The sequence below is a fragment of the Nocardia sp. Root136 genome (genome assembly GCF_001427185.1).
In the GTDB taxonomy this organism is placed as follows: domain Bacteria; phylum Actinomycetota; class Actinomycetes; order Mycobacteriales; family Mycobacteriaceae; genus Nocardia; species Nocardia salmonicida.
In genome coordinates, this window is record NZ_LMFE01000007.1 from 633,242 (window position 1) to 657,090 (window position 23,849).

Sequence of the window (23,849 nt, forward strand, 5' to 3'; positions counted from 1 at the left end):
ACCGTCCGGTCATGCGCGTCGGCGATACCGGCCGCGTCGAGGCCGTGTGCGTCGTCTACGCCGAGATCGAGGTACGCACCCGCGTCGGCCGCACGGCCATCGACAAGCGTCCGGTCGACGGTCGAGTAGCCGTGGCGGCGCTCGGCCTGAACGGTGACCACGTCTGCGACACCGCCCACCACGGCGGCATCGACCAGGCCGTCTACGCCTACGCCGACGAAGACGCCCGCCGCTGGGCGAGCGAACTCGACCGCGAACTGCCCGCGGGCTGGTTCGGCGAGAACCTACGCCTGACCGGCCTGCCGGTCAGCGACGCGGTGCTCGGCGCGCACTGGGCGATCGGCGACACCCTGCTCGAGGTCAGCGCGCCCCGGGTGCCCTGCGCGACCTTCCAGCAGTGGTCGGGCGAGCAGCGGTGGGTGAAGCGCTTCGCCCTGCGATCCGACACCGGCGCCTACTTCCGGGTGCTCACCGAGGGCACGATCGGCGCGGGGGACGAAGTCCGCGTCGTCCACGTTCCCGAACACGGCATCACCGTGCGCGACCTGTTCACCGGCGCCGACCCCGCCCGCCTCGAGCGCCTGCGCGCGGAGGAACCGACCATCTCCGCCGACGTGCGCATGCAGATCGACCGCCACAGCCGAACCCGCACCGACGTCACCGTGGAGGCCCGCGCATGAGTGTCGAATTGGTCGAAGTCGTCCGTTCCGGCTTTCGTGAGTGCGTACACCGCGGATCCGTCGTCATCCTCGACGCCTTCGGCACCCCCACCCTCGAACTCGGCGAGATCCACGGCCCGATCTTCCCGCGCTCCACCAACAAGCCGATGCAGGCATTGGCCCTGCTGCGCAACGGTTTCGACCCCGTCGACGACGACGAGCTCGCCATCGCCACCGCCTCCCACTTCGGCGAGCCCGACCACATCGCCCTGGTCCGTCGTCTGCTCGACCGCTTCGGCTTCACCGCCGAAGACCTCGCCTGCCCGCCCGACCTGCCCTTCGAGGAAAAGGCCCGCGCCGCCGCGATCACCGGCGACGGCCAGAGCCCGCTGTACATGAACTGTTCGGGCAAACACGCCGCGATGCTGGCGACCTGCGCGATCAACGACTGGCCGCGCACCGGGTACCTCGAGATCGAGCACCCGATCCAGCAAGCGGTGCTGGCCACCGTCGCCGACGTCACCGGCGAACCGGAGACCGATCTGGGTATCGACGGCTGCGGCCTGCCGATCGTGCCCGTCTCGCTGATCAACCTCGCGCGCGCCTTCGCCGGCTTCACCACGGCCGAGTCGGGCACCGCGCCGCGCCGGATCGCCGACGCCGTTCGGGCGAATCCACGAGTGATTTCCGGCACCGGCGGCCCGGATCTCTCGGCCATGTCGGCAACCCCCGGACTGTTCTGCAAGATCGGCGCCGACGGCGTGCACGCGGGTGCGCTACCCGACGGAAGGGCCTTCGCGTACAAGATCGAAGACGGTCACGATCGGGCCCGGATGCCGCTGACGCTGGCGATTCTGCGCGAACTCGGCGTCGAGTGGACCGATCAGCACACCCGGCTCGCGGCCACCGCGGTGCTCGGCGGCGACGCCAGAGTCGGTGTGATCCGCGCGATTCCGGGCGTCATCTGAGACCGGGCGGTCTGGGCGAAGTAGGGGCAAACCGGGGCGCTTCGCCAGGTCTTCACCCACTCCTGGGAGCGCGACGCTCTGACACACGCTAAAGTGTCTGTCAGGAAGAGTTTAATTCGAACGGGGCCGCCAACAAACCCCAGGCCGCCCCGCAGTGACGCGAGGGGGTCAGCCATGGGCCGTGGCCGGGCTAAGGCAAAGCAGACCAAAGTCGCACGTGAGCTCAAGTACAGCTCCGCGCCGACCGACTTCGCGAGCCTTCAGCGCGAGCTGTCGGATAGCGATGCTTCGCCCTACTCCCAACCAAGGAGTAGAGCAGTGCTGTCCGATGAGCATGATGCGGACGAGTCGCCGTCTCGTTGGAACGACGAGGACGACGGCTACGACAGCTGGCGCCGCTGACCTGACAGCGACGAAGGGGGAGGCCTGAGGGCCTCCCCCTTCCAGCCGTTCTCAGGTGAGTGACGACAGGCTCGTAGTAGCAGTTACGGCGAATTCCTGAATACGCGACGAGCGTCCTGTGCACACACAGGACGCTCGTCGTGTTCGCCGCCTCGAGGCCCCGACCACCCCGAGCCGACGGGCACGAACCCTCCAGCTATGGGTTAGCCACTCAGTGGCCGGAACAAACCCGGGACGCACACGAGCCGGGCCGCTCGTCGCGACCCGGCTCGGTGGTAATTCGAAAAGATCAGAACCTGGGGTGATCGCCCAGCAGCACCGCACGCGGCGCCGCGACATCGGCGGCCTTCTTGACCTGGCCCAGCGTCCAGCAGTCGATGTGGCGGGCAGTGAGCACCGCCAGCGCACGATCGGCGTCCTCGGGCGCCACGATCGCGACCATGCCGACGCCCATGTTGAACGTCTTCTCCATCTCGATCCGCTCCACGCGTCCGCGCTGGGCGATCATCTTGAACACCGGCGCCGGGTTCCAGGTGCCACGATCCAGCTCGGCCACCAGGCCTGCGGGCAGCACGCGGGCCAGGTTGGCGGCCAGACCGCCACCGGTGACGTGCGAGAAGGTGCGCACATCGGTTTCGGCGATCAGCGCGAGGCAGTCCTTGGCGTAGATGCGGGTCGGCTCGAGCAGTTCCTCACCGAGGGTGCGGCCGAACTCCTCGACGTAGCCGGTGAGCGACATCCGGTCGATATCGAGCAGCACCTTGCGCGCCAGGCTGTAGCCGTTGGAGTGCAGGCCCGAGGACCCCATCGCGATGACGACATCGCCGGGACGCACCCGGTCGGGGCCGAGCACCGCGTCGGCCTCGACGACGCCGACGCCGGTGGCGGACAGGTCGTAGTCATCGGGATCCATCAGACCCGGGTGCTCGGCGGTCTCGCCGCCGAGCAGCGCGCAACCGGCCTTGATGCAGCCCTCGGCGATGCCGGAGACCAGCTCGGCGACCTTCTCCGGGATCACCTTGCCGATGGCGATGTAGTCCTGCAGGAACAGCGGCTCGGCGCCACACACCACCAGGTCGTCGACGACCATGGCGACCAGATCGAGCCCGACGGTGTCGTGCTTGTCCAGCGCCTGGGCGACAGCGATCTTGGTGCCGACACCGTCGGTGGAGGCGGCGAGCAGCGGTTCCCGGTAGCCGCCCTTGAGCGCGAACAGCCCGGCGAAGCCGCCGATACCGCCCTGCACCTCGGGTCGGCTGGCCTTCCTGGCCAATGGTCCGAACAATTCGACGGCGCGGTCACCGGCTTCGATGCTCACGCCTGCCGCAGCGTAGGAAGCGCCTGCACCGCTGGGTGTCTGTTCAGTCATTGTGGGGGAAAGCTCCAAACCGAATCGGCGGATAGATGCCTAGTAACTCTAAGCGATCCGCCAGTTCAGCTGTCGTGCGGCTCCAGCTCATTGTCCCGGTTCAGTGGCGAATGTAGTCGCTTCGCGCCCGTCGGCGGCGATCTCTGCGCGCCGGCGCCTCTGTTCGACCGGGTCGGGGACGGGAACGGCCGCGACCAGGCGACGGGTGTACTCGTGCTGGGGGTTGCGCAGGATCTGTTCGTTGTCGCCTTCCTCGACGCAGGATCCCTCGCGCAGCACCATGATCCGGTCCGCGAGCTGGTCGACGACGGCGAGGTCGTGGCTGATGAACAGACACGCCCAACCACACCCACGCTGCAGTTCGGCGAACAGTTCGAGCACTGCCGCCTGCACCGAGACATCGAGCGCGCTGGTCGGCTCGTCAGCGACGAGCAGATCCGGGTCGAGCACCAGCGCCCGCGCCAGGCTGGCCCGCTGACGCTGTCCGCCGGACAGTTCGTGCGGGTACCGATTCTCGGTGCCCGCGGGCAGCTGCACGTCGTCGAGCATGTGCCGCACCCGCGCGCGGACGCTCGCCTTGTCGCCGATGCCGTGCACGACCAGGGGCTCGGCGACGCATTCGCCGACCGTCAGGCGCGGGTTGAGCGAACCGGCCGGGTCCTGGAACACGAACCCGAACCGCCGCCGGATCGGCCGCAGCTTGCGCTGGGACAGATCCGCGATGTCCTGTCCGCGAATCAGCACGTGGCCCCCGCTCGGCCGTTGCAGCGCGGCCACACAGCGCCCGATGGTCGACTTGCCCGACCCCGACTCACCGACCAGGCCGAGGGTCTCCCCCGGCCTGATCTGCAAGCTGACGCCGTCGACCGCACGAAACGCCGGCCGACCGAACGGCCCGGGGAACGTGACGACCAGATCCTTCACATCGAGCACCGGCTCGACGGTCCGGTCGATCGTCGGCCGCTCGATGGTCGCCGCACCGAGATGCGGAACGGCATCGAGCAGCGCCCTGGTGTACTCGGCCTTCGGACTGGCGAACAGTTCGTGCACCGGCGCCTGTTCGACCACCTCGCCCGCGCGCATCACCACCACCCGATCGGCGAGGTCGGCCACCACGCCCATGTTGTGGGTGATCAGCACGATCGCACTGCCGAGTCGATCGCGCAGATCGCGCAGCAGTTCCAGGATCTCGGCCTGCACGGTGACATCGAGCGCGGTGGTCGGCTCGTCGGCGATGATCACCTTCGGCTCGCACGAGATGGCGATCGCGATCATCACGCGCTGCTTCTGCCCGCCGGAGAGCTGATGCGGGTAGTAGTCGACCCGATGCTCGGGATCGGGCAGCCCGACCGTGCGCAGCAGCTCGATCGCCTTGGCCTTGGCGGCTTTTCGGCCCATGCCACTGTGCGCGCGCAGCGCCTCGCAGATCTGGAACCCGACGGTGAACAGTGGGTCGAGCGCACGCGCCGGTTCCTGGAACACCATCGACACCTCGCCACCGCGCAGCGCGGTGAGCTGACGCTCGGTCATCGAGGTGACCGGTCGATCGCCGATGGTCACCAGCCCGCGCACCGAGGCCGAATGCGGCAGCAGCCCGATCGCGGTACGCGAACTCACCGACTTGCCCGACCCGGACTCGCCGACGATCGCGAGTACCTCACCGGGGAACACCTCGTAGGACACATCGCGCACCGCGTTCACGGGTCCGCTGTCGGTCGAGAAGGTGACCGACAGTCCCGAAACAGCCAGTGCGGCGGTCTTTTCACTCATCGACTGTTTCCTTGTCTGCCGAGGTGACCGCACGCCTGGTGCGCAGCAGCGGGTTCAGCGTTTCGTCGAGGCTCTCGCCGACCAGCGTCATCCCGAGCACGACCAGCACGATCGCGGTTCCGGGAAAGATCGAGGTCCACCAGATGCCGTTGGAGACATCGTTGAGCGCCTTGTTCAGGTCGTAGCCCCATTCGGCGGCCTGGGTCGGCTCGATGCCGAACCCGAGGAAGCCGAGCGCGGCGAGGGTGAGGATGGCGTCGGCGGCATTGATCGTGACGATCACCGGCAGCGAGCCGGTGACGTTGGACAGGATGTGGCGGAACATGATTCGCGTCGTCGAGGCGCCGGTCACCCGGGCGGCGTCCACGTACGGCTCGGTCTTCACCGCGACCGTCGCGTTGCGCACCACCCGGAAGTACTGCGGCACATAGACAACCGTGATCGCGATCGCCGCCGACAGCATGCCGCCGAGACTGCTCGACGTACCACCGGCGACCACGATCGACACCACGATGGCCAGCAGCAGCGACGGAAACGCGTAGATGGCGTCCATGATCAGCACCAGTGTCTTGTCGATCCAGCGCCCCACGAACCCCGACAGCAGGCCCAGCGGCACGCCGACCAGCAGCGACAGCGTCACCGAGATCGCGATCACCAGCAGCGCGGTGCGCGCGCCGAACAGCACCCGCGAGAGCACATCCTCGCTACGCACCGACGTACCGAACCAGTGCTCGGCCGACGGACCCTGCTGCGGCACGAAAGCCACACCGTCAGCGGAGTTCTGGGCCAGGCCGTACGGCGCGAGCAACGGCGCGAACGCCGCCACGAACACGAACACGGCGACCAGCACCAATCCGGTGATGAGCGTGACTCGTTGCAGCCCCGAGGTTTTCGACAGCAGCTCGGCGCCGGGCAGACGCCGACGTTGCACAGCGGTGGTCACTAGAACCTCACCCTCGGGTCGATCATCGCGACGATGGCGTCGACGACGAAGCTCATCACCGCGACGACCAGCGCGATGAACGCCACGATGCCCTGCACCGCGATGAAGTCGCGCGCCCGCAGATACTCGGCGAGCTGATAGCCCAAGCCTTTCCATTCGAACGTGGTCTCGGTGAGCACCGCGCCGCCGAGCATCATCGCGATGCACATGCCCATCACCGTGATGATCGGGATCAGCGCGTTGCGCACCGCGTGCCTGCCGGTGACCACCCGCGTGGACAACCCACGCGCCCGCGCCGCCTCGACGAAATCACTGCGCAGCGTCTGGATCAGGTTCACCCGCACCAGCCGCAGGAAGATGCCGCCGGTGAGCAAGCCGAGCGCCACCGCGGGCAGCACCGCGTGTTCGAGTACGTCGAGCACATAGGACGGTTCGCCGTAGAGGATCGCATCGATGATCAGGATGTTGGTCTTCGGCGAGACATGTTGCAGCGCGAGCTCTACATCCGTGCTGGCGCGGCCGCCGACCGGGAACCAGCCCAGCCACACCGAGAAGATCAGCTTGAACAGCATGCCCACGAAGAACACCGGCGCCGCGTAGGCCAACACCGCGGAGAACCGAAGGAACGCGTCCGAGGCTGTATCCCGATGTGTCGCAGCGTATCTGCCCAGCGGTACACCGACGGCGAAGGCGACGAGCAGGCCCCAGAAGACGAGTTCGAAAGTGGCGGCACCGTAGGTGATCACCACATCGCTGATCGCCTGGTTGTCCTGTGTCCGGCCGAAATCACCGTGCAGGAAGCCGGTGATGTACTCCCAATACTGCGTCAGGATAGGGCGATTCAGCCCCGCGGCTTCCTTGCGTTCCTCGATCTGGTCCTGGGTCAGTCGGCCACCCATGGCCGCGCTGATCGGGTCACCGATCACCCGCATCAGGAAGAACACCACCGTCACCAGCAACCACGCGGTCGGCAGAATCAGCAACAGCCGAATCAGCAGGTACCGCAGCAAAGCCACCTGGCGGGAACCCCCGCCGCGCATCCACCCGAAACGCTGCGCCCGGATCGGTGATCCGGGCGCAGCGGCAACGTCACTCACTTGCCTAGGACCGTGAACCGGAACTTGAAGGAGCCGTCGAGGGTCTGATCCACACCGGTGACGCCCGGCTTCGACACCGCGACCTGCTTACCCGAGAGCAACGGCAGGGTCGGCAGATGGTTCTGCGCCAGATCGGCCTGGATCTTCTTCAGCAACTCGATCCGCTTGGTCGCGTCGGACTCGGTGGCCTCGGCGGTGAGCTGGGCGTTGATGCCGGGGTTCTCGAAGTGCGACTGCAAGAAGTTGTTCGGACCGAAGAACGGCGTCAGGTAGTTGTCGGCGTCCGGGAAGTCCGGGAACCAACCGAACTGGTACATCGGGTACCCGTCGGAGGCGCGCTCCTTCTGGTAGGTCACCCACTCGGTGGACTGCAGGTTCACCTTGAACAGACCCGAGGCCTCGAGCTGGGACTTGACCGCCGCGTACTCCTCCGAGGAACTGGAGCCGTAGTGGTCGGGGTTGTACTGCAGGTTCAGCGTCACCGGGGTGGCGACGCCCGCTTCGGCGAGGAACTTCGCGGCGGCGACCTTGTCGGGCTTGGCGCCGTAGAGATCCTTCAGCGGCTCGGCCGACCCGGCCATGCCCGAGGGGACGTAGCCGAAGGCGGGCTGGTAGGTGCCCTTGTAGACACCGTTGGCCAGCGCCTCACGGTCGACGGAGGACGCGAATGCCTTGCGCACGGCCAGCTTCTGCGCCGGCGTATTGCCCGGCATGGTGTTCATGTTGAACACCACGTAGCGCAGCTCACCGCCGGGGCCGTCGGTGACCTTCACCTTGGAATCGGCCCGCAGGGAGTCGATGTCAGTGGGGGTGAACGAGCGGTAGCCGACGTCGATGGCGCCGTTCTGCAGGTCCAGCTTCAGGTTGTCGGAGGTGGCGTAGTACTTGGTCGACACCGTCGCTGTCTTCGGCGTGCCGAGGATGCCCTGGTAATCGGGATTGGCCCGGTATTCCACCAGCTTGTTCTTGTCGTAGCTGGAGATCGTGTACGGGCCGGAGTAGCCCTTGGCCGCGACGACCTCGTCGTCGGTGGCGACCTTGTCGGCCGGGAACACCAGCTCGTCGACGATCGGGCCCGCCTGGGTCGGGAGGATCGTCGGGAAGGTCTGATCATTGGCGACCTTCAGGGTGAACGCGACGGTGAGATCGTCGACCACATCGGTCTTGTCGAGATTGCCGAGCAGCGACGCGGGACCGTGCGGATCGTTGATCTTCACCATCCGGTCGAAGGAGAACTTCACGCTCTTGGCGGTCAACGGGTTACCGCTGGCGAATTTCAGCCCGGATTTGATCTTGCAGGTGTAGACCGTCGGAGTGGTGAATTCGCACTTTTCCGCCGCATCGGGTTTGGGCGTGGTATCGCCCGGCGCGAAGTTCAGCAGATACGAATAGATCTGGTTCTCCACCAGCAGCGAACCGTTGTCGTACGCCGCGGCCGGGTCGAGCGAGAAGATCTTGTCGGTGGTGCCGACGACCAGGCCCGCACCGGAGCCCGCTTCATCGGTGCGGCCGGAGCCACAACCGGCCAGCGCGGCGGCGACAGCGGCGGTAATCCCCACCGCGGCAATTCGTTTCGCGCGCATGCTTCGTGCCTTGTTCAACATCAGGTCCCATTCTCGAACGCCGCGCAGTCGTCGCCCCCGGATCGCAGAGGCGACGACTACATGGTGAGCTAGCGATATAACGAGGGACCGTACAGGTGAACCATTACCGCCCAGTTTCAAATGGTCCGAATTATTGCCGCCATGTTATGAACTAATCTTACGAAATTACCGGTTACCGGAATTACCTTCGTACACAACACAAAAGGGGCCGACCAGGTTTATCCTGTCCGACCCCTCGTGTGCAGCGTCAGGGACGACTGAGCGCGTCCACGTTGGCGTTCTCGCCGAGCAGCTTCGACTCGGCCTTGCCCGAGAGCATCCCCTCGAGCACGTTCTTGCCGATCGCGGCCTCCGGCGGCAGTTCGATCGGGTAGTCGCCGGTGAAGCAGGCGGTGCACAGTCGCGAGCGCGGCTGTTCGGTGGCGGCGATCATGCCCTCGGTGGAGACGTAGCCGAGAGTGTCGGCGCCGATCGAACGGCGCACGTTCTCGACCATGTCGGCGTAGCTGTCGTCGGCGCCGGTGCCGTTGGCGATCAGCTCCGCGCGCGAGGCGAAGTCGATGCCGTAGAAGCAGGGCCACTTCACCGGCGGCGACGCGATACGCACGTGGATCTCGAGCGCACCGGCCTCGCGCAGCATGCGGATCAGCGCGCGCTGGGTGTTGCCGCGCACGATGGAGTCGTCGACGACGATCAGTCGCTTGCCGCGGATTACTTCCTTCAACGGGTTGAGCTTGAGCCGGATACCCAGCTGACGGATCGTCTGGCTGGGCTGGATGAAGGTGCGGCCCACATAGGCGTTCTTCATCAGACCCTGGCCGTACGGAATGCCGGAGCCCTGGGCGTAACCGACCGCGGCGGGCGTACCCGACTCGGGTACCGGGATCACCAGATCCGCATCGACCGGATGCTCCTTGGCCAGCTTGCGGCCGATCTCCACGCGGGTGGAGTGCACCGAGCGACCGGCGATCGTGGTGTCGGGACGGGCCAGATACACGTACTCGAAGACGCAACCCTTGGGTTCGGGGTTGGCGAAGCGCATCGAGCGCACGCCCTCGGAGTCGATGGCCAGCAGCTCGCCCGGCTCGATCTCGCGGACGAACGCGGCGCCGACGATGTCGAGCGCGGCGGTCTCGGACGCGACGACCCAGCCACGATCGAGCCTGCCCAGCACCAACGGGCGCACGCCGTGCGGGTCACGCGCGGCGTAGAGGGTGTGCTCATCCATGAAGGTCAGGCAGAACGCGCCGCGCAACTGCGGCAGCAGTTCCATCGCGGCGGCCTCGATGCTGGAGTCCGCCGAGGCGTGCGCCAGCAGCGCGGTGACGATGTCGGAGTCGGAGGTGGCGCCGGTCATCTGCGGGCGGCCATCGATCACACCGGTGCCGATCAAGCCGAGTTCGCGTGCGCGACCGGCCAATTCGGCGGTGTTCACCAGGTTGCCGTTGTGGCCGAGCGCCAGGCCGGAGCCGACCGAAGTGGTGCGGAATATCGGCTGCGCGTTCTCCCAGGTGACTCCACCGGTCGTGGAGTAGCGGCAGTGTCCGACGGCGATATGTCCCGGCATGGCCGCGAGGGTCTGCTCGTCGAAGACCTGGGAGACCAGGCCGAGATCCTTGAAGACGAGGATCTGGGAACCATCGGAAACGGCGATTCCGGCCGCCTCCTGCCCGCGATGCTGCAGGGCGTACAGGCCGTAGTAAGTGAGCTTGGCCACGTCTTCGTCGGGAGCCCAGACGCCGAAGACGCCACACTCCTCACGAGGGTCGTGTTCGATCTCGTCGGGGGTATTGGGCGTGGGGACGATCGTAGGATCGACGTCGGTCACCGTTTGCTCCCTGTTCGGGCGGGCTGGGGGCACTAGTCAGTCTACGGGTGAATCATGGGCAGGTAGTACGCGCGCTCGCATCCCGGCAGCAATCCGCCGGTCAGGAACCCGCCGATCGCCACAAAAGGCTGTTACGGTGCGGATCGTGACGACGGACGACAGTGCACACGTTGCAGCCGGTGGAACCGGGTCGGATAGTGAGAACACCAACGCGAAGCCGATTGATCCCGAGCAGACGCCCGCCAGCGAAGCGACGTTCGCCACACCGATCTTCGGTCGGCGTCATTGGGCTCGGATCGTGCTCTCGCCCACTGCGGTGCTGACCCTGCTCACCGCCCTGCTCGGGGTGATGTACCTCGGCTATATCGCCGACCCGGAGGAGAATCTGCACGACTTCCCGATCGCGCTGGTCAATTCCGATGTCGGCGACGTGATGGGTTCGGGCGAGCAGACCAAGCAGGTCAATTTCGGCAAGCAGGTCGCCGACGCACTCGTCGCCGGTATCCCCGCCGACAAGGTAGACCTGCACGTCGTCGGAAAATCGGAGTCCGAACAACTGCTGCGCACCGGACAGATCTACGGCGCGATCATCATCCCCGGCGATTTCAGCAAACGCCTGGGCATTCTCGGCACGGGCAGCATCGTGCCCGGCGAGATGGAACGGCCGATCATCACCCTGCAAGCCAACCCGCGCATGGGCGCCTACGGCGTCGGGATCATGCAGCGCATCGGCAACCAGGCGCTGACCGAAGTCGACAAACAGGTCGGCCTACAACTGACCGAGCAGGTACGGGCCACCCTGGCCGAGACGCCGGCGGGCGCACCGCCGCCGCAGGTGTCCGGCGCGGCGATGCTCACCCTCGAGAGTCCGATCGACGTGGTCGCGCAGGACTTCCGTCCGCTGCCGAGCGGCACCGGCATCGGCCTGACGGCGTTCTTCTTCTCACTGCTCTTGCTGCTGGCCGGCATGGTCGGGGCGATGGTGATCCACACGATGGTCGATGCCCAACTCGGTTTCCTCCCCACCGAGTACGGCCCGTGGTCGGTGCACTATCCCCCCACTCCGATCTCGCGCTTTCACACGCTGCTGATCAAATGGGGGATATCGGCGCTGGTCGCGGTCATCGCCTCGCTGGTGTTCCTGCTGGTGGGCAAGGCGGTCGGCATGCCGATCGACAATCCGCTCGCCCTGGTCCTGTTCTCGATGCTCGCCATGACCGCGGTCGGCTGGACCGCCCTGATGACGCTGGCCGCCCTCGGCACCGCGGGGTTGCTGGTGAACCTGACGCTGTTCGTCATCCTCGGCCTGCCGTCCTCCGGCGGTACCGTCCCGATCGAGGCGACCCCGACCTACCTCGCGTGGCTCGCGGAATTCGAGCCGATGCACCAGGTGTTCCTCGGCGTCCGCTCGATCCTGTACTTCGACGCCGGCTACGCGGCCGGTCTCGACCGCGGCATCTGGATGTCGCTGCTCGGCATCACGATCGCCGTCGTCGCGGGCACGATCATCACCCGCTACTACGACTCCAAGGGCCTGCACCGCAAGCACACCACGGCCGCCTGAGCCCTGACCCGGTTGCCGCTTATCCGGCAGCCGGGTCGGGCAACGCCACGATCGGCAGCCACCCCGCGATCTCCCCCGCCCTGGTCCCCGAGGCCGTCAACGCACCGGACTCGGCCGCCGCCTCGAACGTCAACAGCCCCGTGGCCAGCAACAACCACGTCCGCGGATCGGTCTCCACCACATTCGGCGGGTTCCCCCTGGTATGCCGAGGCCCCTCGATGCACTGCACGGCGACGAACGGCGGCACCCGAACCTCCACCGAATGCCCCGGCGCACTCCCCGCCAACGCCCGCACCGTCCCCTTCACAGCGGCCCCCAACTCCCGCCGCCCCGGCACCGGCAACGCCGGATCCCGCAACCACTCCCCCACGTCCAACACAGCCGCCCGCACCTGCGCGGGATCAACCACATTCCGTCCAGCCATACCCCGAGACGCTACCGAGGGCCGGTGACACTCCGGCACCCGAGCATCCGCGACGCCGAACACCTGAGCTGGACCGAGTCCGCCAGCTGACACGGCAACACCGCCGACCGATCGAAAGCCCGGCGATGCCGGAACGTGAGCCGCGTCGTACATTCGTCCTATGAGTGTCACCGGTCCCCTCGAGCCGACCACGTTGCGATTGCGCAGTGCTGACGGGCTCACCCTGGTCGCCGACAGCTTCGGTGCCGAGAACGGCCCGTTGGTCGTGATGCTGCACGGTGGCGGGCAGAACCGGTATTCGTGGAAGCGGACCGGGCGGGCGCTCGCGGCGGCGGGAATGCGGGTTGTCACCGTGGACGCGCGTGGGCACGGTGAGAGCGATTGGTCGCCGACCGCCGACTACGGCAGGACCGCGATGGTGGGCGACCTGCACGCCGTCCTCGAACAGCTCGGCGCGACACCGGACGCGGGTGCGGTGGTCGTCGGGGCGAGCATGGGCGGGATCACAGGGCTGCTCGCCACGGCGAGACCGGGTGGCAGCGCGATCCGCGCGCTCGTTCTGGTCGACATCGTGCCCCGCTCGGAATCCGCGGGCGTGAGCCGCGTCATGGACTTCCTCGGCAAGCACCGCGACGGCTTCGACACCCTCGACCAGGTGGCCGACGCGGTCGCCGCCTACCTGCCGCACCGCCCGCGCCCCGACAACGCCGACGGCCTCCTGCGCAACCTGCGCGAGCGTGACGGCCGCTGGTACTGGCACTGGGACCCTGACCTGATCAGCGACGTCAACGAAGACCCGGACGCCCGCATCGTCGAGATGGAGGCCGCCGCCGAGGCCCTGACCATCCCGGTCCTGCTGATCCGCGGCGGCAAGTCCGATGTCGTCAGCGACGAGGGCGCCGCGGCCTTCCTCGCTCTCGCACCGCATGCCCGCCTCGCCGAGATCAGCACGGCCGCCCACACCGCTGCGGGCGACGACAACGACGCCTTCACCGAGGCCGTCGCCGGTTTCGTCGCCACGGCCTGAGCCGCGCTAGCGCCTCAGCCCGTCGACCCACCGGGCGGCGGCGGGCGCGAGCGCTCCCCCGGCATTGATCGCCAGATGCAGGAGCGCGGGTGCGGTGGCACTGCCCGACCGACGGCGAAGTTCGGTGAAGACGAGCCCGGCCAGGGTGGTGGCCGCGACCGTCGGGAGTACCGGATCTTCTGCTGCCCTTGCCGGTTGGATGTGCCAGAGGCCGAAGTCGAGGGCGCTGATCACGGGAGCCGGTGGGCCGACGCTCTCGGCGAGCAAGGGATCGAGAGTCCCTCGAAAGATCGCTTCTTCGGCCAGGACGGTACCGACGGGGATGTGGAGGGCAATCCATTCGAGGGTCGAGGTCTCTGGTGCGCGGATGGCGATTTCGAGTGGGAGGCGTCGCAGGGACGGGATCGCCAGGGCAACGGCGTAACCGATGAGGACGATGCCCGCGCTGCCGAGACCCCACCAAAAACCGCTGGGCGACAACCAGTTCGGGCTACCACGAAACAGCTTGGTATATCCCGTCGCGAAAGCCGTGTTCGCGACGGTACGGCCACGCAAGGGCAGATCGAGAGCCGGCAGGATCCGGTTGCTCCACAGCAGCGGAAGGATCAGCGCCGCAGCACTTTCGAGTCGCCTCACTTCACCTCGCGCTCGTAGGTTTCCGCTGATTCCAGTGCGGCACGGATCCTTTCGATGACAGCGCCGTCCACCCCGGGCGGCGCCGCGACGGCCAACCATCCGTCGAGCACCAAACTCCCGTACCGGTGCCCGTGCCCGTCGACAACCCCCTGTGCGTTCGTGAGATCGGCCGTGACCTGCCAGAACGTCACGAAAGGCGCCCACCGCATCTGGGTCGACACATCGGAACCGCGTGGCTCGCTCAACCAATCCGGCTGGGTGAAGATCAGATCGGCCGACCACCACACGATGGGGTCGGAGGGATGTTGCAGGTAGGCGATGCGGGGTTCGCGCCACGGCTCCGCACTGTCGAAATCCGTCGCGTCATCGGCGAAGCGCACGACGAGCCCGTCCGCGTACACCGGCGCCACCTCGGGCGAGCCCGGATCGCGACGATCGACGAACTGCCGCCACAACCGATTCGAGTTCGGCGGGCCGACCCACAACGCTCCATCGACCTCCTCGCGCAGTTCGGCCAACCCGTCGAAGGCCTCCTCCGACCCCTGCGAACCGAGACTCTCCCCGTAGACGAACAACTTCGGCCGATGCCCTTCCGGCTGCGCCGACCACCGCTCGTACACCGCGTCGAACAACTCCCGGCTGGCCGCGGCCGCCTTCTCCCGGTCCGACAGGAACGAGAGCACGCTGGGCAGATACGAGAACTGGGTCGCGACGATCGCCGTATCGCCGCCGTAGAGGTATTCCACGGCCGCCGCGGCCATCCCGTTGACCCACCCGGTTCCGGTAGTCGTGACCACCACCATCGCCTCTCGGTCGAAGGCGCGGGTCCGCTCGAGCTCGGCGACAGCCAATTGCGCCGCGGTCTGCCCCTTGGCCATCGACTCCAACCCCACGTACGCCCGAACGGGTTCGCGCGCGGGCTTCCCCGTCACCTCGGTGATCGCGGCCGCGCTCGGACCGTTGGACACGAACCACCGCCCCTCGAACCCCAGCGTCTGCCACGGCGCGAGCGACTCGGGGCTCCCCGAACGCTCCGGCGCGACCGGCTGCACCGCGTACGGTGTGGTCCGGTCGTTGCGCACGCTGAACGCCGAGTTGGCCACCGCGAAGAATGCCTGCGAGGCGACACCGTTCACCATCGTCACCGTGAGAACGACCAGCACCAGCAACCCGGCGGCAGGCGCCAGTTCGCGCGGCACCCGCACCCACCGATTGAGCTGACGAGCCAGCCCGAGCACCAGCACGCGCACCGTCCGATACGCGGCCACCACGGCCACCCCGACAGCTACGCTGAGCAGCCCGGTGCGCAGATACGCGGGCGTGGTGGTCCCCGCCATCCCCATCAGCGAGGTGATCTCGCGCTGCCACCGCGCCGACTGCACCAGCATCACTGCAGCGACCAGCGCACACCCCACCAGCAAGATCGCCTTGAGCACGTATCGCACCCGATCGGACGGGCTCGGAATCGGAATGAGAGACCGCACCCACCGCCGGAACACCCATTCGAGCACGCAGCCGAGCCCGTATCCGATCGCGGCGTTGATTCCGCTGATCAGCCCCTGGAACAGCCAGTCACGCGGCACCAGCGAGGGCGTCACCGACAGCCCGAAAAACAGCGTCGCCAGCACCAATCCGACATAATTCAGATCGACCACGGCTTCCACGCGCCGCACGAGAACGCCGCCGCGCGCACGCAGCATCGCAGATGTCGAAGCGCGCTCGGTCACCGCCTCAGTATGGCCGTCGCTACCGACAATCACCGGATTTGTCACTGCGGAGCCGCTCACAAACTACGTACCGCGCTCGAGTAGTTGTACGCGCGATCGCGACGCTGCGGCTGCGCACACTGAGAACCATGAGCACAAACACCAAGCCGAAGAACACCTCGGCCTACATGGCCCAGGCCGCGATCGCTTTCGCTGTCAGCCTGTTCGGGACCGGCGCCGGAATCGCCTACCTGCCGCTGGACGGCTGGCAGCGCGCGTTCCTGGCGATGTCGGGACTGTTCCTGGTGACCAGCTGCTTCACCCTCGCCAAGGTCGTGCGCGACCAGCAGGAGACCCAGTCACTGATCGGCCGGATCGACGAGGCGCGGCTGGAACAGCTGATCGCCGAACACAATCCGTTCAAATCGGTGTCGTGAACCCGCACCGCGCGGCGCCGATCGAGGGGTTCGGCGCCGCGCGGTTCGTCACTTCAACTCGCGCTCGGTGGCCATGGATTCTTCGATGAACGCGCTGATCCGGGCGGCCAATTCCGGTGTGTAGTCCGGTGGTCGGGCCACCGCGGCCCACGTGTCGGGCAGCAGATTGCCGTAGTTGTGGCCGTGTCCGTCCGACACCGTCTGCGCGCGGGGCAGATCCGCCGCCACCTGCCAGAACGTGACGATCGGGTACCACGACATCGCCGGTGATACATCGGGTCCGCGCTTCTCCCGCAACCAGTCCGGACTGCTGAACAGCAGATCCGGCGACCACCACACCACCGGATCGGAGGCATGCTGCAGGTAGACGATGCGCGGGTCGTTCCAGACCGGCGTCGGCCGGGCGAGCTGATCGGCGCTCGCGGCGAACCGCACCGACATTCCGTCGGCGTAGATCGGGGTGATCTCCTCGGTGCCGGGATCGCGCCTGGTCACGAATTCCGACCACAGCCGGTTGGAGTTGGGCGGCCCCACCCACAGCACGCCGTCGGTGCGGTTGCGGATATCGGCCAGACCGGAGAACGCGCCCTCCGACCCCTGCGACCCGAGGCTCTCGCCGTAGACGAGCAGCTTGGGCCTTGCGTCTTCGGGCAGCGCCGACCAGCGGTCGTACACCTTGTCGAACAGCGTGCGCCCCATGGTCATCGACTTTTCCCGGTCGGACAGGAACGACAGCGCGCTGGGCAGATACGAGTACTGCGTCGCCACCAGCGCGGTGTCGCCGCCGAACATCAGCTCGACCGCCTCGGCGCTGGCCGTATCGACCCAGCCGGTGCCGGTGGTACTGATCACCACGAGCACTTCGCGTTCGAAAGCCTTGGTGCGCTCCAGTTCGGCGACGGCCACATCGGTCTGCGCCTCGACACCGTCCGCGGATTCCAGGCCCGCGTAGACCCGGATCGGTTCGCGCGCGGGCTTTCCGGTGACCTCGCCGATCGCGAGGGCGGTCGGCGCGTTCGCCACGAACCATCGGCCCTCCGAGCCCAGCGTTTCCCACTTGGCCAACGAGTCGGGGCTACCGGAACGTTCGGGCAGCGTCGGCTGGACCGCGTTCGGCGAGGTATGGCTGTTGCGCGCGCTGAACGCCGAGTTGGCCACGGCGAAAAAGCCTTTCGCCAACACACCGTTGAACAACAGCACCGCGGCCACCACCACGACGATCACCCCGAGCGGCCGCGCGAACGAAGCCGGGATCCGCACCCACTGGTTCAGCACACGCGCCACCGTGCGGACCAGCCGAACCACCAGACGCGAGATCCAGATCAGCAGACCCACCACCACCGCGCCGAGCAACACCGTGCGCGGATACCCGGCGTCGGACACCGGTGCCATTCCCATCAGATCGGTGATCTCGCGCTGCCACTGCGAGGACTTGATGCTCATCAGCACCGCGAAGACCAGGCACGCCACCACGATCGCGCCCTTCACCGCCACCAGCAGCCAGCCGGGCCGTCGGCTCCAGGCCGACGAGACCTGGGCGGGCCAGGTGATCCGGGGCGCGATCCATTTGCGCCAGATCCAGGACAGCGCGCAGCCGAGCCCGTAGCCGATCGTGGCGTTGATCCCGCTGAGCAGTCCCTGGAAGAACCAGTCACGCGGAAGCAGCGAGGGTGTCAGCGACAGTCCGAAGAACATCGTGGCCACGATCAGGCCGACGTAATCCGGATGAAAAAACCTCTCCACCAGGTGAATTCCCCGGACGAAGAGGTTGTTGTGCGCGGGGTCCTCGCGCGCCGCGGACAGAGAAGTCGAGCCCGTACTCTCAGTGGTCAAGCTCGACTCCTCGTCCGATTGATCAGGCGGTATGCGCTCCGAACAGCTTAGGCAGCGTGCCTTCGAATGCCTCACGCAATTCGGCGAGTGTCACGGAGAACTGCCCCTGCACCTCGACCGAATCCGAACCCTGGTCCACCACGCCGATGCGCACCCACGGCAGCTGCCGCGCGTCGCACATCTTGGTGAACCGGGTCTCCTCCGAACGCGGCACCGCGACGAGCACGCGCCCCGCCGACTCGGAGAACAGCTGCACGAATGGGTCCGAACCCTCGGGAAGCACGATGCGGCAGCCGGTTTCGCCTGCCAGCGCCGCCTCGATGACGGTCTGCGCCAGACCACCCTCGGACAGGTCGTGCGCGGCGGAGATCATGCCGTCGCGCGAACCCGAGGTGAGCACCTCCGAGAGCAGCTGCTCGCGGGCGAAGTCGACCCGCGGCGGCACGCCACCGAGGTGATCGTGGACCACCTGCGACCAGATCGAGCCGTCCAGCTCGTCGCGGGTCTCGCCGAGCAGGATCAGCGATTCGCCCGGCTCGAGGCCGAGGCCGGTCGGGATGCGGCGGTGCACATCGTCGATCACGCCGAGCACGCCGACCACCGGGGTGGGCAGGATGGCGTCCTTGCCGGTCTGGTTGTAGAAGCTCACGTTGCCGCCGGTCACCGGAATGCCCAGGGCCGCACAACCATCCGCCAGACCGCGCACGGCCTGCTGGAACTGCCACATCACGCCCGGATCCTCCGGCGAACCGAAGTTCAGGCAGTTGGTGACGGCCTTGGGGGTGGCGCCGGTGGTGGCGACATTGCGGAACGCCTCGGCCAGCGCCAGCTGTGCACCGGTGTACGGGTCGAGCTTGGTGTAGCGGCCCGACGCGTCGGTGGCCAGGGCGATACCGCGGCCCGAGGACTCGTCGATGCGGACGACGCCCGCGTCGGCGTGCTCGGCCAGCACGGTGTTGCCGCGTACGTAGCGGTCGTACTGCTCGGTGATCCACTTGCGGCTGCACAGCTGCGGGCTGGCGATCATCGTGAACAAGGTCTCGCGCAGCTCGTCGCCGGTCTTCGGCCGGGTCAGGGTGGCGGTGGTGTCGGCGATCAGCGCATCCTGGGTGTCGGGACGCTGCACGGGGCGCTCGTAGACCGGGCCCTCGTGGGCCACGGTGCGCGGCGGCACGTCGACCACGGTCTCACCGTGCCAGGTGATGACGAGGTGGTCGCCGTCGGTGACCTCACCGATGTCGGTGGCCAGCACGTCCCACTTCTTGCAGACGGCCATGAACGCGTCCACGTTCTCCGGCGTCACGACCGCGCACATGCGCTCCTGCGATTCACTCGACAGGATCTCGGCGGGGGTCATGTTCTTGGCGCGCAGCGGGACCCTGGTCAGGTCGATGTGCATGCCGCCGTCGCCCGCCGCGGCGAGTTCGGACGTGGCACAGGACAGCCCGGCGCCGCCGAGGTCCTGGATACCGACGACCAGCCCGGCCGCGTACAGGTCGAGACAGCACTCGATGAGCACCTTCTCGGTGAACGGGTCGCCCACCTGCACGGCGGGCAGCTTCTTGCGGCCGGTGCCGGACTCGTCACCGGAGAAGGAGTCCGAGGCGAGCACGGACACGCCGCCGATGCCGTCGAGGCCGGTGCGCGCACCGAACAGGATGATCCGGTTGCCGTTGCCCGAGGCGAAGGCCAGGTGCAGGTCTTCCACGCGCATCGCGCCCGCGCACAGCGCGTTCACGAGGGGGTTGCCCTGGTAGGAGGCATCGAAGACGGTCTCGCCGCCGACATTGGGCAGGCCCAGCGAGTTGCCGTAACCGCCGACGCCGCGCACCACACCGTCGACCACGCGACGGGTGTCGGGGGCGTCCGCCGCGCCGAAGCGCAGCTGGTCCATCACCGCGATCGGGCGCGCGCCCATGGCCATGATGTCGCGCACGATGCCGCCGACGCCGGTGGCCGCGCCCTGATACGGCTCCACGTAGGAGGGGTGGTTGTGGCTCTCCACCTTGAAGGTGACGGCCCAGCCGTCGCCGATGTCGACCACGCCGGCGTTCTCGCCGATCCCGGCCAGCATGGAAGCCTTCATCTCGTCGGTGGTGGTTTCACCGAAGTAGCGAAGGTGCACCTTGGAGGACTTGTAGGAGCAGTGCTCGCTCCACATCACCGAGTACATCGCCAGCTCGGCATCAGTGGGCCGACGGCCCAGAATTTCCTTGATGCGGGCGTACTCGTCGTCTTTGAGACCGAGTTCCTTGTACGGCTGCGGAGCATCCGGGGTGGCTGCGGCGGTAGCGACGGTGTCGACCTGCAGTGTCACGGGAGACCAGGGTCCTTTCGGCCGGGGGGGAACTTGATCTGCAGAGTCTAATGGTTGCGGGGTAGCCGCCTGCCGCCCGTACTGCCCTCACGCTGGGAGGTGGCCGGATTCGGTCTGGTCACACTTGCGGTCGGGGCATCGGAGTACCCGTTACTCTGGCGCCGTGAACGAAAGTCCGGGGGTTGCCGAGCAGGTCGAGCCGCGTATTCCTGATCCCGACCAGCTGGAGCGTCAACGTCGCCGGCTGACCGCGGCCGTCGGACTGTTCGTCGTCTCCGCGGCCGTCGCGCTCCTCGCGCACTGGTGGCACGGGTTCATCGACCTGCAGGTCTACCGCAACGGCGCGCGCGTGTGGCTCGACGGCGGCGACCTGTACGGCCCGATGCCGCCGGTCCACGGCCTCGGCCTGCCGTTCACCTATCCCCCGCTGGCCGCGATGTTCTTCGTGCCGCTGGCCCTGATGCCGCTGGTGGTCGCCGAGGTCGTCGTGCTGTCGACCTCGCTGGCGAGCCTGGCCATCGTGCTGTGGCTGGTACTGGTTCGCGTGCGTCCCGAGCTCGACCGCATCTCGGTCCTCACCGTGTTGATCGCCGGGCTCGGCCTGGCCCAGTTCCTCGAACCGGTCCGCCAGACCTTCAACTTCGGCCAGATCAACCTGATCCTGATGGCCGCGGTCACCCTCGACATTCTCGTGCGCAAGCCCTTCTGGCCACGCGGGATGCTGATCGGCATCGCGGTGTCGATCAAGCTGATTCCGGCAGGCTACCTGCTGTATTTCCTGCTCCGCCGAGACTGGAAGGCCGCGGCCACCATGGTCGCCGCGGCCGCGGCCGCGGTGGGCGTCGGCTTCCTGCTGTTCCCGAAGGACTCGGTCGAATACTGGTTCCACACCGTCTCCGACACCGGCCGCATCGGCACCCCCTACTTCGCGGGCAACCAGTCGATCAAGGGCACGCTGTTCCGCCTCGGCATGGACGAATCGCTGGCGACGGGGCTGTGGCTCGGCCTGTCCGCGCTGACGATCGCGCTGGCCTCGGTCTGGATGTACCGCCTGATCGGCGCGGGCAACGATGTCGGCGCGCTACTGGTGAACGCGGCCGCGGTGTTGTTGGTCTCGCCGGTGTCGTGGTCGCATCACTGGGTCTGGGTAGCCCCCGCGCTGGTCGTCGCCGTGAGCCTGGCCGTGCGCCGCCGCTCCCGCGCCTTCACCACCGTCGTCATCTTGTTCACACTGATGTTCATCGTCGGCCCGCAGTGGGTTCTGCCGCATTCGGGCGACAAGGAACTCGCCTGGGCCTGGTGGCAGCAGATCATCGGCAGCAGTTATGTGTGGACCACGTTCGCCGTGATCGTGTACGCGGTGATCACCTACCGCCCGGCCCGAAAGCCTTCGGCGACCTCGGAACTCGCGACGAACTGAGCCAGGCCGAGCCGGTCAGTCCGTCGCTTCCGGGGTCAGGAACGCCGCGAGAGCCGAGGCATAGGCGGGCACGTCGGCGGCGCCCATGAGTTCGCGGCACGAGTGCATGGCGAGCTGGGGTGCGCCGACGTCGACGGTCGACATCCCGGTGCGGGCGGCCGTCATCGGGCCGATGGTCGAGCCGCACGGCAGATCGGCGCGGTGGACATAACGTTGCAGCGGCACCTCGGCCTGCGCGCAGGCGAGCGCGAACGCGCCCGCGCCCGCCGCGTCGGTGGCGTAGCGCAGGTTCTGATTCACCTTGAGCACCGGTCCACCGCCCACCTCGATGCGATGCGCGGGCTCGTGCCGGTCCGGATAGTTCGGGTGCGTCGCGTGCGCCATATCGCCGGAGGCGACCACCGAACCGGCAAGCGCGGCAAGGTAATCGGCACGCCCACCACCCCGAGCCAGCACGATCCGCTCCAGCACCGCGGGCAGCAGATCCGACTGCGCCCCACGATCGGACTGGCTCCCGACCTCCTCGTGGTCGAACATCACCAGCACGGCCGTCGCCGCCCCCGGCTCGTCGGCCGCCGCGAGGAACGCCTGCAATCCGGCGTAGCAGGTGCCCTGATTGTCGAGCCGCGGCGCGCTCACCAGATCGAGATCGCGGCCGACGATCGTGCTCGACGCGAGGTCGTGGGTCATGAGTTCCCAGCCGAGCACATCGGCGCCGTCGACTCCGGCCCGCTCGGCGACGAAGTCCAGGAACGACGCGGGTGCGTCGCCGATCCCCCAGATCGCGTTCACATGCCGTTGCGGGTCGAGGGTGACCCCGCGACGGTCTTCGGACAGGTGAATGGCCAGCTGCGGCACCCGCAGGATCGGCTCGTCGATGCGCACCAGCACATCGCGCATCCGCGCGCCCTCGCGCACACTCAGCCGCCCCGAGAGACCGAGCTCCCGGTCCAGCCAGGAGTTCAGCCAGGCCCCGCCGTACGGCTCGAGCCCGACCAGCTGCCATCCGGACCCCGCGAGGTCCGGGTGCTGCTTCACCCGCAGATTGGGGCTGTCGGTATGCGCGCCGACCACCCGGAAGGGAGCGGCGGGCACGGCGTCGTAGTCAGCCCACGCGATCAGCGAACCACCGCGCACCACATAGTGTTTCCCGCCCGCGTCGTCCCACGCCGACGCCTCGGTCAACGGCGTGAACCCGTTGCCGTCCAGCTCGGCCGCCACCGTCGCACACACATGGAACGGCGAGGGTGACGCATCGATGAAGGCACACAATCCGCTGGCCGTGGCCGCTGTCAAGGAAACCGGCATCCTGCGATCCTAGGCACGATGCCGCGCCCCGGCATCCCGCCCCGGAATACCGCGCTCGGATCAGTCGTCGCGTTCGGCGACAACCGCGAGCGCGGCCAGTAATTCGCCGTAGCGGCGAATGCCGAGGCGCGAGCGCAGTTCGTCCTCCGCGAGCTTTTCCTGCGCGCGGATCCTGGCGGCCAGTTTGGCGCCGAGGCTGCTCAGCCCGATCAGGATCCGACGCCGATCGTCGGTGGCGGCGACCCGGAAGATCAGCCCGCGTTCGGCCAGGTTGTCCGCGTGCCGGGTGGCCGAGGACGGGGCCAGCCGCGCCTGGGCGGCCAGTTCCGACATGGTCATCCCGTCGTCGGTGGACAACTGCGACAGGATCGCCCAGTGGTCGGCCGTGAGATTGTCAGCCGACAGCGCCGATTCGAGCCGACCTACCCAGTTGCGCTCCGCGGAGCGCAGGGCCCCGTGCAGCGTGGAATACCCACTTATGATGGACACCGATTGCATTCCCACCTGCCGAGAAATTCATTAGAACAATCCTGTTCG

20 protein-coding genes are annotated in these 23,849 nt (G+C 67.6%); 7 read left to right on the forward strand and 13 right to left on the reverse strand.

Annotated elements, in window-relative coordinates:
* Nucleotides 1–11: 11 nt before the first annotated feature.
* From ASD42_RS19895 to ASD42_RS33920, 3 genes are all read left to right on the forward strand, one after another.
* Nucleotides 12–680 carry an MOSC domain-containing protein gene (locus ASD42_RS19895; RefSeq protein WP_056819319.1) on the forward strand — a complete coding sequence of 223 codons (669 nt, stop codon included), beginning with the start codon at nucleotides 12–14 and terminating at the stop codon, nucleotides 678–680.
* Nucleotides 677–1,627: an asparaginase gene (locus tag ASD42_RS19900; protein WP_056818740.1), complete on the forward strand. Its 951-nt coding sequence runs from the start codon at nucleotides 677–679 to the stop codon at nucleotides 1,625–1,627. The genes ASD42_RS19895 and ASD42_RS19900 overlap by 4 nt, the downstream gene beginning before the upstream one ends.
* Nucleotides 1,628–1,801: 174 nt before the next feature.
* Nucleotides 1,802–2,029: a DUF3073 domain-containing protein gene (locus ASD42_RS33920; RefSeq protein ID WP_082843622.1), complete on the forward strand. Its 228-nt coding sequence runs from the start codon at nucleotides 1,802–1,804 to the stop codon at nucleotides 2,027–2,029.
* A 289-nt stretch (nucleotides 2,030–2,318) separates the two neighbouring features.
* Here the strand turns inward: ASD42_RS33920 and purM are convergent, their stop codons facing one another.
* The 6 genes from purM to purF all read right to left on the reverse strand — a co-directional run bounded on the left by purM (nucleotide 2,319) and on the right by purF (nucleotide 10,640).
* Entirely contained in the window at nucleotides 2,319–3,398 is a 1,080-nt protein-coding gene (gene purM, locus ASD42_RS19905; protein WP_056818742.1) for a phosphoribosylformylglycinamidine cyclo-ligase, read from the reverse strand.
* A gap of 87 nt (nucleotides 3,399–3,485) precedes the next feature.
* The gene (locus tag ASD42_RS19910; RefSeq protein ID WP_056818744.1) at nucleotides 3,486–5,168 is read right to left on the reverse strand and encodes an ABC transporter ATP-binding protein; all 1,683 of its coding nucleotides are present in this window, start codon (nucleotides 5,166–5,168) and stop codon (nucleotides 3,486–3,488) included.
* The gene (locus ASD42_RS19915) at nucleotides 5,161–6,111 is read right to left on the reverse strand and encodes an ABC transporter permease (protein ID WP_056818746.1); all 951 of its coding nucleotides are present in this window, start codon (nucleotides 6,109–6,111) and stop codon (nucleotides 5,161–5,163) included. The genes ASD42_RS19910 and ASD42_RS19915 overlap by 8 nt, the downstream gene beginning before the upstream one ends.
* Nucleotides 6,111–7,151: an ABC transporter permease gene (locus ASD42_RS19920; RefSeq protein ID WP_056818748.1), complete on the reverse strand. Its 1,041-nt coding sequence runs from the start codon at nucleotides 7,149–7,151 to the stop codon at nucleotides 6,111–6,113. Before ASD42_RS19920 ends, ASD42_RS19915 begins: the two co-directional genes overlap by 1 nt.
* A 53-nt stretch (nucleotides 7,152–7,204) precedes the next feature.
* A complete protein-coding gene (locus ASD42_RS19925; RefSeq protein ID WP_084465549.1) occupies nucleotides 7,205–8,791 on the reverse strand; it encodes an ABC transporter substrate-binding protein in 1,587 nt (528 codons plus the stop codon).
* Nucleotides 8,792–9,059: 268 nt separating this feature from the next.
* Entirely contained in the window at nucleotides 9,060–10,640 is a 1,581-nt protein-coding gene (gene purF / locus ASD42_RS19930) for an amidophosphoribosyltransferase (RefSeq protein WP_056818750.1), read from the reverse strand.
* 145 nt (nucleotides 10,641–10,785) lie between these two features.
* Here purF and ASD42_RS19935 point away from each other — a divergent pair, with 145 nt between their 5' ends.
* Nucleotides 10,786–12,204: a YhgE/Pip domain-containing protein gene (locus tag ASD42_RS19935; RefSeq protein ID WP_235569713.1), complete on the forward strand. Its 1,419-nt coding sequence runs from the start codon at nucleotides 10,786–10,788 to the stop codon at nucleotides 12,202–12,204.
* A 19-nt stretch (nucleotides 12,205–12,223) separates the two neighbouring features.
* On the opposite strand, the gene ASD42_RS19940 is transcribed toward ASD42_RS19935, so the two are convergent.
* Nucleotides 12,224–12,628: a sterol carrier family protein gene (locus tag ASD42_RS19940; RefSeq protein WP_056818752.1), complete on the reverse strand. Its 405-nt coding sequence runs from the start codon at nucleotides 12,626–12,628 to the stop codon at nucleotides 12,224–12,226.
* Nucleotides 12,629–12,788: 160 nt separating this feature from the next.
* Here ASD42_RS19940 and ASD42_RS19945 point away from each other — a divergent pair, with 160 nt between their 5' ends.
* Nucleotides 12,789–13,655: an alpha/beta fold hydrolase gene (locus tag ASD42_RS19945; protein WP_056818754.1), complete on the forward strand. Its 867-nt coding sequence runs from the start codon at nucleotides 12,789–12,791 to the stop codon at nucleotides 13,653–13,655.
* Between the two features lie 6 nt (nucleotides 13,656–13,661).
* Here ASD42_RS19945 and ASD42_RS19950 read toward each other — a convergent pair whose 3' ends face one another.
* Both ASD42_RS19950 and ASD42_RS19955 read right to left on the reverse strand, forming a co-directional pair.
* On the reverse strand, nucleotides 13,662–14,291 hold the full coding sequence (locus tag ASD42_RS19950; protein ID WP_056818756.1) for a CPBP family intramembrane glutamic endopeptidase: 630 nt from the start codon (nucleotides 14,289–14,291) through the stop codon (nucleotides 13,662–13,664).
* The gene (locus ASD42_RS19955; protein WP_056818757.1) at nucleotides 14,288–15,991 is read right to left on the reverse strand and encodes an alpha/beta hydrolase; all 1,704 of its coding nucleotides are present in this window, start codon (nucleotides 15,989–15,991) and stop codon (nucleotides 14,288–14,290) included. The genes ASD42_RS19950 and ASD42_RS19955 overlap by 4 nt, the downstream gene beginning before the upstream one ends.
* Before the next feature lie 155 nt (nucleotides 15,992–16,146).
* Here ASD42_RS19955 and ASD42_RS19960 point away from each other — a divergent pair, with 155 nt between their 5' ends.
* The gene (locus ASD42_RS19960; protein ID WP_056818759.1) at nucleotides 16,147–16,434 is read left to right on the forward strand and encodes a YiaA/YiaB family inner membrane protein; all 288 of its coding nucleotides are present in this window, start codon (nucleotides 16,147–16,149) and stop codon (nucleotides 16,432–16,434) included.
* Nucleotides 16,435–16,482: 48 nt separating this feature from the next.
* On the opposite strand, the gene ASD42_RS19965 is transcribed toward ASD42_RS19960, so the two are convergent.
* Together ASD42_RS19965 and purL are read right to left on the reverse strand one after the other, a co-directional pair.
* Nucleotides 16,483–18,267 carry an alpha/beta hydrolase gene (locus tag ASD42_RS19965; protein ID WP_327153024.1) on the reverse strand — a complete coding sequence of 595 codons (1,785 nt, stop codon included), beginning with the start codon at nucleotides 18,265–18,267 and terminating at the stop codon, nucleotides 16,483–16,485.
* A gap of 22 nt (nucleotides 18,268–18,289) precedes the next feature.
* Entirely contained in the window at nucleotides 18,290–20,584 is a 2,295-nt protein-coding gene (gene purL, locus ASD42_RS19970; protein WP_056818760.1) for a phosphoribosylformylglycinamidine synthase subunit PurL, read from the reverse strand.
* A 163-nt stretch (nucleotides 20,585–20,747) separates the two neighbouring features.
* Between purL and ASD42_RS19975 the strand changes: the two genes are divergently transcribed.
* Nucleotides 20,748–22,004, forward strand: a complete 1,257-nt coding sequence (locus tag ASD42_RS19975; RefSeq protein WP_235569718.1) for a glycosyltransferase 87 family protein — start codon at nucleotides 20,748–20,750, stop codon at nucleotides 22,002–22,004.
* A gap of 15 nt (nucleotides 22,005–22,019) precedes the next feature.
* Here ASD42_RS19975 and ASD42_RS19980 read toward each other — a convergent pair whose 3' ends face one another.
* Together ASD42_RS19980 and ASD42_RS19985 are read right to left on the reverse strand one after the other, a co-directional pair.
* Nucleotides 22,020–23,312 carry a M18 family aminopeptidase gene (locus tag ASD42_RS19980; protein ID WP_056818762.1) on the reverse strand — a complete coding sequence of 431 codons (1,293 nt, stop codon included), beginning with the start codon at nucleotides 23,310–23,312 and terminating at the stop codon, nucleotides 22,020–22,022.
* Nucleotides 23,313–23,372: 60 nt separating this feature from the next.
* Nucleotides 23,373–23,810, reverse strand: a complete 438-nt coding sequence (locus ASD42_RS19985) for a MarR family winged helix-turn-helix transcriptional regulator (protein WP_056818763.1) — start codon at nucleotides 23,808–23,810, stop codon at nucleotides 23,373–23,375.
* Nucleotides 23,811–23,849 lie beyond the last annotated feature (39 nt).

Excerpts from the sequence above, each read along its gene's own strand:
- ASD42_RS19910 (WP_056818744.1), bottom strand. The coding sequence starts at position 5,168 with ATGAGTGAAAAGACCGCCGCACTGGCTGTTTCGGGACTGTCGGTCACC.
- ASD42_RS19955 (WP_056818757.1), bottom strand. The coding sequence starts at position 15,991 with ATGCTGCGTGCGCGCGGCGGCGTTCTCGTGCGGCGCGTGGAAGCCGTG.
- ASD42_RS19960 (WP_056818759.1), top strand. The coding sequence starts at position 16,147 with ATGAGCACAAACACCAAGCCGAAGAACACCTCGGCCTACATGGCCCAG.
- ASD42_RS19945 (WP_056818754.1), top strand. The coding sequence starts at position 12,789 with ATGAGTGTCACCGGTCCCCTCGAGCCGACCACGTTGCGATTGCGCAGT.
- ASD42_RS19940 (WP_056818752.1), bottom strand. The coding sequence starts at position 12,628 with ATGGCTGGACGGAATGTGGTTGATCCCGCGCAGGTGCGGGCGGCTGTG.
- ASD42_RS19920 (WP_056818748.1), bottom strand. The coding sequence starts at position 7,151 with ATGCGCGGCGGGGGTTCCCGCCAGGTGGCTTTGCTGCGGTACCTGCTG.
- purM (WP_056818742.1), bottom strand. The coding sequence starts at position 3,398 with ATGACTGAACAGACACCCAGCGGTGCAGGCGCTTCCTACGCTGCGGCA.
- ASD42_RS33920 (WP_082843622.1), top strand. The coding sequence starts at position 1,802 with ATGGGCCGTGGCCGGGCTAAGGCAAAGCAGACCAAAGTCGCACGTGAG.
- ASD42_RS19925 (WP_084465549.1), bottom strand. The coding sequence starts at position 8,791 with ATGCGCGCGAAACGAATTGCCGCGGTGGGGATTACCGCCGCTGTCGCC.
- ASD42_RS19895 (WP_056819319.1), top strand. The coding sequence starts at position 12 with ATGCGCGTCGGCGATACCGGCCGCGTCGAGGCCGTGTGCGTCGTCTAC.
- ASD42_RS19985 (WP_056818763.1), bottom strand. The coding sequence starts at position 23,810 with ATGCAATCGGTGTCCATCATAAGTGGGTATTCCACGCTGCACGGGGCC.
- ASD42_RS19900 (WP_056818740.1), top strand. The coding sequence starts at position 677 with ATGAGTGTCGAATTGGTCGAAGTCGTCCGTTCCGGCTTTCGTGAGTGC.
- ASD42_RS19980 (WP_056818762.1), bottom strand. The coding sequence starts at position 23,312 with ATGCCGGTTTCCTTGACAGCGGCCACGGCCAGCGGATTGTGTGCCTTC.